Source organism: Actinomadura sp. GC306 (assembly GCF_004348665.1).
GTDB lineage: Bacteria > Actinomycetota > Actinomycetes > Streptosporangiales > Streptosporangiaceae > Spirillospora.
The window spans coordinates 1-13,804 of record NZ_SMKM01000185.1 but is presented as its reverse complement, the minus strand read 5'-3'; the positions used below and the strand labels follow the sequence as shown (position 1 = coordinate 13,804).

The 13,804-nt window shown below is 70.2% G+C and carries 15 protein-coding genes; 14 read left to right on the top strand and 1 reads right to left on the bottom strand.

What is annotated here, in order from left to right:
* The 14 genes from E1200_RS22945 to E1200_RS22880 form a co-directional block, all read left to right on the top strand.
* A partial coding sequence (locus E1200_RS22945; RefSeq protein ID WP_131954128.1) for a DUF2207 domain-containing protein occupies window positions 1-914 on the top strand: 914 nt, incomplete at its 5' end.
* Window positions 915-1,092: 178 nt separating this feature from the next.
* The gene (locus E1200_RS22940; protein WP_131954127.1) at window positions 1,093-2,247 is read left to right on the top strand and encodes an MraY family glycosyltransferase; all 1,155 of its coding nucleotides are present in this window, start codon (window positions 1,093-1,095) and stop codon (window positions 2,245-2,247) included.
* A gap of 163 nt (window positions 2,248-2,410) precedes the next feature.
* Entirely contained in the window at window positions 2,411-2,827 is a 417-nt protein-coding gene (locus E1200_RS22935) for a hypothetical protein (RefSeq protein ID WP_131954126.1), read from the top strand.
* Window positions 2,828-2,911: 84 nt separating this feature from the next.
* A complete protein-coding gene (locus E1200_RS22930; protein ID WP_131954125.1) occupies window positions 2,912-3,136 on the top strand; it encodes a hypothetical protein in 225 nt (74 codons plus the stop codon).
* A gap of 61 nt (window positions 3,137-3,197) precedes the next feature.
* The gene (gene atpB, locus E1200_RS22925; RefSeq protein ID WP_131954124.1) at window positions 3,198-3,995 is read left to right on the top strand and encodes a F0F1 ATP synthase subunit A; all 798 of its coding nucleotides are present in this window, start codon (window positions 3,198-3,200) and stop codon (window positions 3,993-3,995) included.
* A 110-nt stretch (window positions 3,996-4,105) separates the two neighbouring features.
* Window positions 4,106-4,336, top strand: coding sequence for an ATP synthase F0 subunit C (atpE, locus tag E1200_RS22920; protein ID WP_131878293.1), 231 nt, complete (start codon window positions 4,106-4,108; stop codon window positions 4,334-4,336).
* Between the two features lie 32 nt (window positions 4,337-4,368).
* Window positions 4,369-4,926: a F0F1 ATP synthase subunit B gene (locus E1200_RS22915; protein WP_131954123.1), complete on the top strand. Its 558-nt coding sequence runs from the start codon at window positions 4,369-4,371 to the stop codon at window positions 4,924-4,926.
* 2 nt (window positions 4,927-4,928) lie between these two features.
* On the top strand, window positions 4,929-5,792 hold the full coding sequence (locus tag E1200_RS22910; RefSeq protein WP_131954129.1) for a F0F1 ATP synthase subunit delta: 864 nt from the start codon (window positions 4,929-4,931) through the stop codon (window positions 5,790-5,792).
* Between the two features lie 114 nt (window positions 5,793-5,906).
* On the top strand, window positions 5,907-7,541 hold the full coding sequence (gene atpA, locus E1200_RS22905) for a F0F1 ATP synthase subunit alpha (protein WP_131954122.1): 1,635 nt from the start codon (window positions 5,907-5,909) through the stop codon (window positions 7,539-7,541).
* A 5-nt stretch (window positions 7,542-7,546) separates the two neighbouring features.
* Entirely contained in the window at window positions 7,547-8,443 is an 897-nt protein-coding gene (locus E1200_RS22900) for a F0F1 ATP synthase subunit gamma (RefSeq protein ID WP_131954121.1), read from the top strand.
* Between the two features lie 2 nt (window positions 8,444-8,445).
* Complete coding sequence (gene atpD, locus E1200_RS22895; protein ID WP_131954120.1) at window positions 8,446-9,876, top strand: F0F1 ATP synthase subunit beta; 1,431 nt, start codon at window positions 8,446-8,448, stop codon at window positions 9,874-9,876.
* Between the two features lie 81 nt (window positions 9,877-9,957).
* A complete protein-coding gene (locus tag E1200_RS22890; protein WP_131954119.1) occupies window positions 9,958-10,344 on the top strand; it encodes a F0F1 ATP synthase subunit epsilon in 387 nt (128 codons plus the stop codon).
* 37 nt (window positions 10,345-10,381) lie between these two features.
* A complete protein-coding gene (locus tag E1200_RS22885; protein ID WP_131954118.1) occupies window positions 10,382-10,855 on the top strand; it encodes a DUF2550 domain-containing protein in 474 nt (157 codons plus the stop codon).
* Between the two features lie 176 nt (window positions 10,856-11,031).
* Window positions 11,032-12,564 carry a M28 family peptidase gene (locus tag E1200_RS22880; RefSeq protein WP_165950425.1) on the top strand — a complete coding sequence of 511 codons (1,533 nt, stop codon included), beginning with the start codon at window positions 11,032-11,034 and terminating at the stop codon, window positions 12,562-12,564.
* Between the two features lie 164 nt (window positions 12,565-12,728).
* On the opposite strand, the gene E1200_RS22875 is transcribed toward E1200_RS22880, so the two are convergent.
* On the bottom strand, window positions 12,729-13,688 hold the full coding sequence (locus E1200_RS22875) for a DUF4097 family beta strand repeat-containing protein (RefSeq protein ID WP_165950424.1): 960 nt from the start codon (window positions 13,686-13,688) through the stop codon (window positions 12,729-12,731).
* Between the last annotated feature and the right edge of the window lie 116 nt (window positions 13,689-13,804).

Genomic DNA, 13,804 nt, shown 5'->3' with positions numbered 1-13,804 from the left:
CACCCGCCGTGTCCGGCACCGTCCCGCCCCCGGAGACCGCCGCAGGCGACATCGCGGAGAGCATCGCCACCTACGACGTCGTCCTCGCCATCGGCACCGACGGCGTCCTGCGCGTCCGGGAGACGATCACCTACGACTTCGGCGAGTCCGGCCGGCACGGCATCGTCCGGCCGGTGCCGTTCCGCCGCGGCGACCGGCTGTACGAGGTGCGCGGCGTCCGGGCCGGCTCCTCGACCGGGGCCCCCTCCCGGGTCCGGACGACGAAGCTGCTGAACGACGTGCAGATCAGCGTCGGCGGGCGGCGGCACGAGGTCCGCGGCCGGCAGGCGTACGTGCTCGAGTACGACGTGGCGCGGGTGTTCACCCCGCGCGCCGGGCACGACGAGCTGGTCTGGGACGCGATCGGCACGAGCTGGACCGTCCCGATCAGGAACGCGGCCGTCCGGGTGGAGGCGCCCGTCCCGCTGCGGCACGCGACCTGCCGCGCCGGGGCCTCCGGCGCGACGACGCGGTGCCTGCGCGACCGCGACGGCCCCTACGCCGTGGACTTCATCCAGCGCGGCCTCGCCCCGGGGGAGGGCATGAAGATCCGGGTGAAGCTGCCCAAGCGCGCGATCGCCGTCCCGCCGCCGCGGCACCTGCCGCCGCGCTGGGCCGGCGACTGGCCGGGCACCGCGCTGCTGGCGATGTCGCTCGGGATGGTGCCGGTGCTGCGCCGCCGCCCGGCCCCGCGCCGGCGCGTCGGGGCGGTCCTGGCCGCGGCCGGCGTACTCCTGGTCGTCGCCGACGCGGGCGGCGAGATCGCGGCGTACGGGCTGTGGGCGTTCTCGCTCGGCGACCGCTGCCTGGCCGGTCTCGCCCTGGTGGTGGTCGGGGCCGGCGCGGTCTGCGCGCACCGGCTCCGGACCCCGTAACCCGGCGCGGGAGACCGCCGGGAGGATTACAGTTGTCCGATCACGCCGGTGAACAGATCGCCGCCGCGAGCCGTCTATCAGGGTGACGGCGCTCCGCGATCCGCGGGGCCGCGATGTGCGGAACGGCGCTGACGGGGCAGTCAACAACCGGCGATGCTGGGCGAAGGAGGCGCAGGGAGTGCGGGAATACCTGCTCAGCATCCTCGTCGCCGCGCTGGTCGCCTACCTGCTGACGCCGATGGTGCGCAGGTTCGCCATCTGGTTCGGCGCGCAGGCCGTGCCCCGCGACCGCGACGTCCACGTCATCCCGACGCCCCGGCTGGGCGGCCTCGCCATGTTCGGCGGGATGGTCGCCGCGCTGGTGGTGGCGACGGGGCTGCCCGAGATGCGCAAGGTCCTCGGGGACGGCGACATCAGCGTCGGCAAGGCGCTGCTGCTGTCCGGCGGGCTGATCGTGCTGATCGGCATCGCGGACGACCGCTGGGAGGTCGACGCGCTCACCAAGTTCGCCGGCCAGGTCGCCGCCGCCGGAATCTTCATCATGCAGGGGATCCAGATTTACGTGATCCCGCTGCCGACCGGTGAGTCGCTGTCGCTGCCGCCCGCCTACGGGGTGCCGCTGACCGTCCTGGTCGTCGTCGCGACGATCAACGCGGTCAACTTCATCGACGGGCTGGACGGGCTGGCCGCGGGCGTCGTCGGCATCGCGGCGCTGGCGCTGTTCTCCTATGCCTACCTGCTGTCGAAGACGCACGGGATGACCACGCTGACCGGCGCGACCCTCATCGCGGCGGTCCTGTTCGGGATGTGCGCGGGCTTCCTGCCGCACAACTTCAGCCCCGCGCGGATCTTCATGGGCGACACCGGGTCGATGCTCATCGGGCTGCTGCTCAGCGCGTCCACGATCATGCTGACCGGGCAGTTCGACCCGGCGATCCTCGCGAACGGGCTGTTCCCGTTCTTCGTCCCGGTGCTGCTGATCCCGGCGGTGGCCGCGGTCCCGTTCATGGACATGCTGCTCGCCGTGTGGCGGCGCACCAACCAGGGCCGGTCGCCGTTCTCCCCGGACAAGCAGCACCTGCACCACCGGCTGCTCGAACTCGGCCACTCCACCCGCCGCGCCGTGCTGATCATGTACTTCTGGGTCGGGCTGCTGGCGTCCGGGCTGGTGGGGCTCGCGCTGTTCGACGCCGCGTGGATCACCCTCGGCGTCACGCTGCTGGTGGCGGTCGCGGGCATCATGGTCATGCTCTACAAGCCGCGCCGGCTGCGCCGCCGCGGGTCCGCCGCCGCCGGCGACCACGCCGCCGAACGGCCGCGACTCCCCGTGTAGAGGTCGGCCGCCAAGGCTCTGAACTGCGGCTAGACTGCGGCTCGGCCCCGGGGGCCGATCCCGAACCCGCATTACCTTCAGGGTAATTGTGGACAATCCGGACGCTTGTGATACCTTTCACGAACAGTCAGCCGAACACCCAACGTGACCAGCCGGAGCCCTCATGCAATCCAACGACGCCCGGATGCTCCGCGGCGCCGCGATCCCGACCGCGGTCGCCGGGGTGGGGGCAGTCCTGATCGCGTTCCTGGCCGCCGGATCCAAGGGCGCACTCGCCGCGGTGCTGGCCGCGGTCGTGGTGATCGCCTTCTTCTCCATCAGCGCGGTGGTCGTCTCCTGGGCGGGCAAGATCTCCGCCCAGACGATGATGCTCGCCGCGCTCGCGAGCTACCTGGTGAAGATCCTCGCGGTGATGGTGCTGGTCACGGCCATGGACGGCGTCACGATCTGGGACACCAAGGTCTTCGGCTGGTCGGTCATCGGGCTCGCGCTGCTCTGGATCGCCGCCGAGTTCCGAGTCGCCCTGAAGCAGAGGCCCTACATTGACGACACCGAGAACGCGCTGGACCGGAGTCCGTGATGGACACGTCGCGGACGGTGACGTTCCCAACGGGCTACTCCAATATGACCACCGCATGGGTGGCCTGCTATCGTCCGGAGCGCGATGAGCGAGCAGAAGCGTCGGCCGGAGGACGGCCAGCGGGAATTCGCCGACGTCGCCTGGTCCGTGCCCAGCTACCTCCTCTCCGGGATGATCATCTGGGGCGGTCTCGGGTGGCTGCTGGCCGGCGTGACGGGCCAGTCCTGGCTGATCCCGATCGGCCTGGTCATCGGCGTCGGGCTCGCCACCTACCTGATCTACCTGCAGTTGGGTCGCCACACCTCCTGAGCGGCCCCGCCGCCGAGGAAGCGCCCGTGAGACATCACCACATTGATGAAGGGAACGCCGCGTGAACGCGCAGACGGTCCTCGCCGCCTCCGAAGGGGGAGAGTTCCAGGCACCCGGCCCGGAACTGTTCGACTTCCCGCCCCTGTTCGCCGGCGGCCCCGAGTGGCTGACCAAGCCGGTCGTCTTCGCCGTCTTCGGTGCGCTGGTCACCTGCGCCCTGTTCTGGATGGCGTTCGCCAAGCCGAAGCTGGTGCCGCGGGGCATGCAGAACGTCGGCGAGATCGGCTACATGTTCGTGCGGGACGAGATCGCCCGCCCGTTCCTCGGCAAGAACACCGACCGGTGGATGCCGATGCTGATGTCGCTGTTCTTCCTGATCTGGGTGTGGAACATCTTCGCGGTGGTCCCGGTCATCCAGTTCCCGATCGCGTCGCACATCGCGTTCCCGGCCGTGCTGGCGATCATCGTCTACGTCACCAAGGTCTACCTGGGCATGAAGCACCAGGGCCCGGTGAAGTACTTCACGAACATGATCCCGCCCGGCCTGCCGCTGCCGGTGTACTTCCTGCTGGTGCCGATCGAGTACCTGTCCACGCTGATCCTGGCGCCGTTCACGCACGCCGTCCGGCTCTTCGCGAACATGTTCGCCGGCCACACGATCCTCGCCTTCTTCAGCCTCGTCGGCTTCTGGTTCCTGTTCGAGAAGCCCACCCTCGCCGGGTTCGGGGTCGGCATCATCGGCGTGCTCATCACGATCGTGATGACCGCGTTCGAGCTGCTGATCCAGTTCCTGCAGGCGTTCCTGTTCGCGATGCTGGCCGCCATGTACATCCAGAGCGGCCTGGAAGCCGAGCACTGAGCCTTCGGGGGACCCCGCGGCGCCTCCCCGGCGCGGCGCCCCCCGTCCGAGCAACAACGTTCAGCCCAGACCGGCGGAGTCTCCGCCGGCCGACAGAAAAGGAAAGATCAATGGGAGTCCTCGCCGAGGTCAGCGGTAACGTCACCTCGATCGGATACGGTCTCGCGGCCATCGGCCCGGGCATCGGCGTCGGCATCATCTTCGGGCAGGGCGTGAACGCGATCGCCCGCCAGCCGGAGCTGACCGGCGTCATCCGCACCAACATGATGCTGGGCTTCGTGCTCACCGAGGCGCTGGCGCTGATCGGCCTGGTCGCGCCGTTCATCTTCCAGGGCATCTGAGCACGGGTCTCATCTGAGGAAGGGCTGCAGACATGATCGGAGCAGCTTCCGTCCTAGCGGCGGAGGAGAACAACCCTCTCGTCCCGCACGCGTACGAGCTCGTCGTCGGCGTCTTCTCGTTCCTCGTCGTGATGATCGTCCTGGGCAAGATCCTGACTCCGCGGCTGCAGAAGGTGCTGGAGGAGCGGACCCAGGCGATCGAGGGCGGGCTGGAGCGGGCCGAGCAGGCGCAGAAGGAGGCGCAGCAGGTTCTCGATCAGCACAAGGCCCAGCAGAAGGCGGCCGCGGTCGAGGCGTCCAACGAGCGGCGCAAGGCCGAGGAGCAGGGCGCGCAGATCATCGCCCAGGCCAAGGAGCAGGCCCAGGTCGAGGCGCGCCGCATCGTCGACAACGCCAAGGCGCAGATCGAGGCCGAGCGGCAGCAGGCGCTGCAGTCGCTCCGCGCCGAGATCGGCGCCCTGTCGGTCGAGCTGGCCGGCCGGGTCGTGGGCGAGTCCCTTGAGGACAGCGCGCGGCAGAGCCGGGTCGTCGACCGGTTCCTCGAGGAGCTCGAGGAGCGTGCTCGCACGCAGGAGCAGATCACATCATGAGCATGACGGGAGCGGTGAGCAGGGCGTCGCTGGCGGAGGCCAAGGAGCGGCTGGAGGCGGTCATACCCTCCAGTGCAGTTGCCGGGGGGTCTGGGGGGTCGTCCCCTCAGAACGACACGGCTGATCTGGCCACGCTCGGCGGCGACCTGTTCGCGGTGCTGCACCTGATCGACCGCGAGCACGGCCTGCGGCGGGCGGTCTCCGACCCCTCGCGGGACGGTGCCGACAAGGCGCAGCTCGTCCAGATCCTGCTGGAGGGCAAGGTGTCGCCGGCCGCTCTCGGGCTGGTCGCCGACGTCGTCCGGCTGCGCTGGTCCAAGCCGTCGGAGCTGTCGGACGCGGTGGAGGTCCTCGCGGTCACCGCCGAGGCCGCCCGAGCCGAGGCCGACCGGCGGATCGACGACCTGGAGGACGAGCTGTTCCGGTTCTCCAGGGTCGTCGAGGGCGAGCCGGAACTGCGCGGCGCGCTCGCCGGGCCGGGCCTGCCGGACGACCGCAAGCTCGGCCTGGTCAACGCGCTGCTGGACGGCAAGGTCACGCCGGCGACGATGACGCTGGTCACCGAGCTCGTGCTGCGTCCGCGAGGACGTAGCCTGGAGGCCGGGCTGGCCGAGTACGGCCGGCTGGTCGCCCAGCGCAGGCAGCGGCTGGTCGCGCTGGTCCGCACGCCGGTCGAACTGACGGAGGCGCAGCGGGCGCGGCTCGCCGCGGTGCTCGCCACCGCCTACGGCCACGACGTACACCTGAACATCGAACTCGACCCCGCGTCGATCGGCGGCCTGTCGATCGAGATCGGGGACGAGATCATCGACGGCACGATCGCCGGACGGCTGGACGACGTCCGCCGGCGGCTCGGCGCCGGCTGAGGCCGGCCGGAGCCGACAGGCCGGCGGACCGATTCCGACCAAGTCGGTCGGGGGTCGTGGGGGGGCGTCCCCCCTCGGGCCAGATCTGACCCAAAAGGGAGCAAGAGAGGAATCATGGCGGAGCTGACGATCCGTCCGGATGAGATCCGGAACGCGCTGGAGCGCTTCGTCCAGTCGTACGAGCCCGAGGCCGCCGCGCGCGAAGAGGTCGGCACCGTCGTCGATTCCGGCGACGGCATCGCCCACATCGAGGGCCTGCCCTCCGCGATGGCCAACGAGCTCGTGGAGTTCGAGGACGGCACCCGTGGCCTGGCTCTGAACCTGGACGTGCGTGAGATCGGCGCCGTTGTCCTTGGCGACTTCAGCAAGATCGAGGAGGGCCAGAAGGCCCGCCGGACCGGTGAGGTCCTCTCGGTCCCCGTCGGCGACGGCTTCCTCGGCCGCGTCGTGGACGCGCTGGGCAACCCGCTGGACGGCAAGGGCCCGATCGAGACCACCGAGCGCCGCGCGCTCGAACTGCAGGCCCCGACCGTCGTGCAGCGGCAGTCGGTCAGTGAGCCGCTGCAGACGGGCATCAAGGCCATCGACGCGATGACGCCGATCGGCCGCGGCCAGCGGCAGCTGATCATCGGTGACCGGCAGACGGGCAAGACGACCGTCTGCGTGGACACCATCATCAACCAGAAGGAGAACTGGGAGTCCGGCGACGAGAGCAAGCAGGTCCGCTGCATCTACGTCGCGATCGGCCAGAAGGGCTCCACGATCGCCAACGTCCGCCGCTCCCTGGAGGAGGCCGGCGCGCTGGAGTACACCACGATCGTGGCGGCCCCCGCGTCCGAGCCCGCGGGCTTCAAGTACATCGCCCCCTACACCGGGTCCGCGATCGGGCAGCACTGGATGTACCAGGGCAAGCACGTCCTGATCGTCTTCGACGACCTGTCGAAGCAGGCCGAGGCGTACCGCGCGGTGTCGCTGCTGCTGCGCCGCCCGCCGGGCCGCGAGGCGTACCCCGGTGACGTCTTCTACCTGCACTCGCGGCTGCTGGAGCGCTGCGCGAAGCTGTCGGACGACATGGGCGCCGGTTCGATGACGGGTCTGCCGATCATCGAGACCAAGGGCAACGACGTGTCGGCGTACATCCCGACGAACGTCATCTCCATCACCGACGGGCAGTGCTTCCTGGAGACGGACCTGTTCAACCAGGGCGTCCGCCCGGCGATCAACGTCGGCATCTCGGTGTCCCGCGTCGGCGGCGACGCGCAGATCAAGGCGATGAAGACCGTCGCCGGAACGCTGCGCCTCGCGCTGTCGCAGTTCCGTGACCTGGAGGCGTTCGCGGCGTTCGCGTCCGACCTGGACGCCGCCTCACGGTCCCAGCTGGACCGCGGTGCCCGCCTGGTCGAGCTGCTGAAGCAGCCGCAGGGCAGCCCGTTCCCGGTGGAGCAGGAGGTCGTGTCCGTGTGGGCCGGCACCTCCGGCGCGCTGGACGAGGTCCCCGTGGCCGACATCCGCCGCTTCGAGCGCGAGTTCCTCGACTACATGGAGCGCGAGGAGGGCGGCCTGCTGACCTCCATCCGGGAGACCGGCAAGCTCTCCGACGACGGTCTGGCCAGCCTGGAGAGGGCCGTCACGGCCTTCAAGAAGGGCTTCCAGACCAGCGAGGGCGAGATCCTGGCGGACGAGCACGTCGAGGCGATCGCGGACGAGGACGTCGAGCAGGAGACGATCACCCGCGTCAAGAAGGACTGACGGGCATGGCCGCACAGCTTCGCCAACTCCGGAACCGGATCAGGTCGGTCAAGTCGACCGCCAAGATCACGCGTGCCCAGGAGATGATCGCCACCTCGCGGATCGTCAAGGCCCAGCAGGCGGTGACGGCGTCCAAGCCGTACGCCGACCAGATCACGCAGGCCCTGACCGCGCTGGTGAGCCATCACGTCGGGATCGACCACCCGCTGCTGCAGGAGCAGCCGGCCGACAACCGCAGCGCCGTCCTGATCATCACGAGCGATCGCGGGTTCTGCGGCGCCTACAACGCCAACGTGATCCGCGAGGCCGAGTCCCTGATCAAGGCGCTGCGGGACGAGGGCCGCGAGCCGGTCCCGTACGTCATCGGCAACAAGGGCATCACCTGGTACCGCTTCCGGGACCGGGACGTCGCCCAGACCTGGAGCGGGTTCAGCGACCGTCCCGCCTTCGCGAACGCGGAGGAGATCGGGCGGCGGCTGACCGACGACTTCCTGAAGACCGACGCCGAGGGCGGGGTCGGTGAGATCCACGTGGTCTACACCGAGTTCGTCTCGATGCTCACCCAGCAGGTGCGGGTCACCCGGCTGATGCCGCTGGAGATCGAGGAGGCCGAGTCCTCCAAGGTCCCGCCGGCGTACGAGTTCGAGCCGTCCGCGGCGGCCGCGCTCGACCTGCTGCTGCCCAACTACGTCGAGAGCCGCATCTTCCACATGCTGCTGCAGTCGGCGGCGGCGTTCCAGGCCGCGGTCCGGCGGGCGATGAAGTCGGCGACCGACAATGCCAACGAACTGCTCGGGGTCTACACGCGCCAGATGAACCAGGCGCGGCAGGCCGCGATCACCCAGGAAATCAGCGAGATCGTCGGTGGCGCTGACGCGCTCGCCGAGTCTGGCGGGGAGTGACAATGACTGCTCAGGTAGAGACGGCGACCGCGACCGGGCGCGTCGCCCGTGTCATCGGCCCGGTCGTCGACGTGGAGTTCCCCGCCGACGCCATCCCGGAGATCTACAACGCCCTCAACGCCCAGATCTCGCTCGGCGGCGAGGAGAAGACCCTGACGTTCGAGGTCGCCCAGCACCTCGGCGACAACATGGTCAGGGCCATCTCCATGCAGCCGACGGACGGCCTGGTCCGGGGCGCGCCGGTGCTCGACTCCGGCAAGTCGATCTCGGTGCCGGTGGGCGACATCACCAAGGGCCACGTGTGGAACGCCCTCGGTGACGCGCTGGACGTCCCGACCGCGTCGCTGGAGATCAACGAGCGCTGGGGCATCCACCGCAGCGCGCCGGCGTTCGACCAGCTGGAGTCCAAGACCGAGATGCTGGAGACCGGCATCAAGGTCATCGACCTGCTGTGCCCGTACGTGAAGGGCGGCAAGATCGGCCTGTTCGGCGGCGCGGGCGTGGGCAAGACGGTCCTCATCCAGGAGATGATCCGCCGTGTCGCCCGCAACTTCGGTGGCACCTCGGTGTTCGCCGGCGTCGGCGAGCGCACCCGCGAGGGCAACGACCTGTGGGTGGAGATGGCCGAGGCGGACGTCCTCAAGGACACCGCGATGGTGTTCGGCCAGATGGACGAGCCGCCGGGCACCCGGCTGCGGGTGGCGCTGTCCGCGCTGACGATGGCGGAGTACTTCCGCGACGTCCAGAACCAGGACGTGCTGCTGTTCATCGACAACATCTTCCGGTTCACGCAGGCCGGTTCGGAGGTCTCCACCCTGCTCGGGCGCATGCCGTCCGCGGTGGGGTACCAGCCGACGCTGGCCGACGAGATGGGCGTGCTGCAGGAGCGGATCACCTCGACGCGCGGTAACTCGATCACCTCGATGCAGGCGATCTACGTGCCCGCCGACGACATCACCGACCCGGCACCGCACACCACGTTCGCGCACCTGGACGCCACCACGACCCTGTCCCGTGGCATCTCCGAAAAGGGGATCTTCCCGGCGGTCGACCCGCTCGACTCCACCTCGCGGATCATGGACCCGCAGATCCTGGGGAACGAGCACTACGAGGTCGCGCAGGAGGTGATCCGGATCCTGCAGAAGTACAAGGAGCTGCAGGACATCATCGCGATCCTCGGTATCGACGAGCTGTCCGAGGAGGACAAGGTCACCGTCCAGCGGGCGCGGCGCATCGAGCGCTTCCTGTCGCACCCGATGTACGTGGCCGAGCAGTTCACCGGCCAGCCCGGTGAGACGGTGCCGAAGGACGAGACGATCGCCTCGTTCAAGGCGCTCTCCGAGGGCAAGTACGACCACCTGCCCGAGCAGGCGTTCTTCATGTGCGGCGGCATCGAGGACGTGGAGAAGAAGGCCCGGGAGCTGGAGAAGTAGTCCGCCCCGGCGGGACCGCCCCGGACGCGCCGTCCGGAGCGGTCCCGCCGATACAGCTCCAGTGAGTCGGAGGAGACAGACGTGGCAAACCTGAGAGTCGGGCTGGTGTCGCCGGAGCGCGAGATCTGGTCCGGCGAGGCCAAGATGGTGGTCGCGCAGACCATCGAGGGCTCGCTCGGCATCCTGCCGGGGCACGCCCCGGTGCTGGGCGTCCTCCTCGACGGCAGTGTGGTGAAGATCGAGCCGGCCGACGGCGGCGACCCGATCGTCGCGATGGTCGGCAGCGGCTTCTTCTCGGTCGCGGCCGACGAGGTGTCGGTGCTGGCCGAGCAGGCGGAGCTCGGCCACGAGATCGACGTCCAGCACGCGCGGCAGGCGCTGGAGGACGCGCTCGCCGCCGAGGACGAGAACGCGACCGCGGAACGGCGGGCCCGGGCGCGGCTGCGCGCGGCGGGCGTCGAGGCTTAGCCGCCGGCGCGACGGCTCCGACGGGCGGGCGGGGGACGTGGACGAGCATCTGGCACTGGATGCGGGCGGCGTTCTCGTCGCGCTCATCCTGGTGGCGGCGCTGCTGTTCTTCTCCATGGCGGTGCGCCGCCGGCTGTTCGTGCGGGGCGGCGGCGCCGTGGAGTGCAGTCTCCGGGTGCTGGACCCGGAGGGCGGAGCCCCGGGAGTGTGGCGCCTCGGCATCGGCCGCTACAGGGGAGACGCCCTGCACTGGCACCGCGTGTTCGAATTCCGCAGCAGGCCCCGGCAGGTGATCCACCGCCGGGGCCTCGTCGTATCCAACCGGCGCTCCCCGGACCCGGAGGAGGCCGAGGGGCTGCTGCCGGACGTGAGCATCATCGAGGTCAGGGACGGCGACCTGACCGTGGAGCTGGCGATGGGCGCGGCGGCGCTGACCGGTTTCCTCGCCTGGCTGGAGGCGGCCCCGCCGGGCACCCCCGTGGAACTGCACCCCCCCGACGAAGCCTGCTGAGGGCTCCGGGGACGTGGGCTGGTCACGCGCTCCGGCATGAACTTGTCCCGCTCCGGCATGAACTCGTCACGTGCCGGTATGGATTCGGCGTGGTGGCCGTGCCGCCGCTTGAGGCGGGCGGGCGGCATGCGCATGATCACTCCTGGTCAGCCTCGTCTCCGTCCGCAGGAGTGCACGTGCGCAAGAAGAAGCTGCTCACCGGTGTCGCGGTGGTGTTGCCCGCCGCGTTTCTGCCCGCGGCGCTGCTCCCGGCGGTGCTGCCGCTCGCGGATGCCGCACCGGGCCGCGCCACCCTTGCGGGGCTGGTCACGCTGAAGGACATCGAGCCCCATCTGAAGGCGTTCGAGGAGATCGCCGACTACAACGGGGGCAATCGCGCCACGGGCGGCGCCGGCTACGACGTCTCGGTGAAGTACGTGGTGGGGCGGCTGCAGAAGGCCGGGTTCCGGCCGAAGATCCAGAAGTTCCGGTACCCGTACTGGCGGGAGCGGTCGGGGGCGGTGCTGGCCCGGACGAAGCCGTCCAAGAAGTCCTACAAGCGGGACGAGGACTTCGCGACCTTCCGCTACTCCGGCTCGGGCGACGTGACCGCGCCCGTCATCGCGGTGGACCTCCCGGCGAAGAACGAGGACGGGACGAGCGGCTGCGAGAAGCGCGACTTCAAGGGCTTCAAGAAGGGCTCGATCGCGCTGATGCAGCGCGGCACCTGCGGTTTTCAGACGAAGGTCGCGCGGGCCCGCGCCGCCGGGGCCGCCGCCGCAGTGATCTACAACGTGGCGGGGGAGGACGGCCCGGTGAACGGGACGGTGGAGAAGCCGTCCCGGATCCCGGTCGTCGGCCCGACCCACCGGCTCGGCGCGGCGCTGGCGAAGGCCGCGAAGAAGGGCGGCCTGACGCTGCGGGTGCGGACCGACACCGTCCACGGGAAGCGGTCGGCGTCCAACGTCATCGCCGACACCGAGCGGGGGCGGGGCGACAACGTGGTCCTGCTCGGCGCGCACCTCGACAGCGTCGAGGAGGGGCCCGGGATCAACGACAACGCCACCGGCGCCGCCGCGCTGCTCGCGATCGCCGGGAAGATCGGGAAGCTCGGCAAGGGCGACCTGCGCAACCGGGTGCGGTTCGCCTTCTGGGGGGCCGAGGAGGAGGGCCTGCGCGGTTCGACCCACTATGTGAAGTCGCTGGACCGGCGGCAGCGCGACGCCATCGCCCTCAACCTGAACTTCGACATGCTGGGGTCGCGCAACGGCACCCGGGGCGTGTACGACGGCGACCACTCCACCCGCGCCGGGACGCGGCCGCCCGCCGGCTCCGGCGCGATCGAGAAGATGTTCCGGGAGTACTTCAAGGGCCGCAAGCAGCAGACGACCGAGGCCCAGCTCAACGGTCGTTCCGACTACGGGCCGTTCGTCGAGCACGGCATCCCGGTCGGCGGCATGGACACCGGTGCCGACGGCGTGAAGACCGCCGCGGAGGCCAAGGCGTTCGGCGGCCGGGCCGGCAAGGTGTACGACCCGTGCTACCACGCCGCGTGCGACCGGCTGAAGAACGTCCACCTGAAGTTCCTCGACTCGAACGTCGACGGCATCGCGCACGTCACCCAGCACCTGGCCCGCACCACCGTGGCGGTCAACGGCGGGGCGCGCGTGCGGCTGGAGCGCGACCTGTCCTACCGCCCGCTGTGGCAGGGCCCCTACCAGCTTCGCTGATCGCGTACCGGGTGATCGCCCGCGGCGACGGTGATGCTGCCGTGATCGGTGTTGCCGTGGCTGTGGGAGGGCTCCTACCAGCTTCGCTGATCGCGTATCGGGTGAGCGCCCGCGGTGACGGTGATGCTGCCGTGATCGGTGTTGCCGTGGCTGTGGGAGGGCTCCTACCAGCTTCGCTGATCGCGTACTGGGTGAGCGCCCGCGGTGACGGTGATGCTGCCGTCGCTGGTGCGCAGGTCGATGGTCCTCGTGGACGCGGAGTCCAGGTGCACGGACGGATCGATCCGCTTGCCCCCGTTGTTGGTGGACGCGTCGATGGCGTAGCTCTCGCCGCTCGGCAGCCAGACGTGGATGGAACCGTTGGCGCTCTCGGCCTTCACCTTCGTGGGTGCGGAGACGAAGCCGAGCCGGACACTGCCGTCGCGGGTCTCGGCGGTGACGCTTTCGGCGGTCAGGCCCGCGGCGTCGATGGAGCCGTTCGCGGTGTTCAGGTCGGCGGTCCTGATGGTGCCGCTGACCTTGATCCGGCCGTCGCGGGAGCGGGCCGTCAGCCGGTCGGCGGTGAGTCCCGTCGCGTCGATCGAGCCGTTGCTGCTGTCGAGGTCGGCGGTGGCGGCCCGTCCGGAGACGCGCAGCGACCCGTCGTTCGACCTGATGGACGCCGAGGTCGCCCGCAGGTCGGTCGCCTCGATCGATCCGTTGTGGGAGTGCAGCTTCACCGTCCCGGCGAGGCCGGACGCGTCGATCGACCCGTCGCGGTTGTCGATCTCCACGGGGAGGTCGCGCGGGACCTCGACGCGGTAGGACACCCCGCAGCGGGTGAAGCCCATCGTGGCGCGGGCGCACTTGGCCGCCAGCGTGAGCGTGTCGCCCTCGGTGGTGCGCTTGGCGACCGGCTTGTTCCGCTCGTTGGACCAGCGCAGCCGCTCGACGACCTTGATGGTGGGGGTGTCGGTGGCCCGCACCTGCACCCGGCTCCCGTTGCCGGTGAGCTTCAGCGCGGTGATGCCGGCGGGCGCGGTGTAGGTGCGGGTCTCCTCGCCGGTGCCGAAGCTCACGTTGCCGCAGCCGGTCAGCGCCGCCGCCGCGACCGCCAGCGTCGCCGTAGCCGTCAGGGTCTTCACGTGATCTCTCCCGTTGTCCGCCGTCCGCCCGTATGCCACAAGCCTGCTCCGCACGGGACGCCGTCGCCAGGAGGGGAGCCGGTCATCGCGGGGTGGGGCTAACCCCACCCCACCCC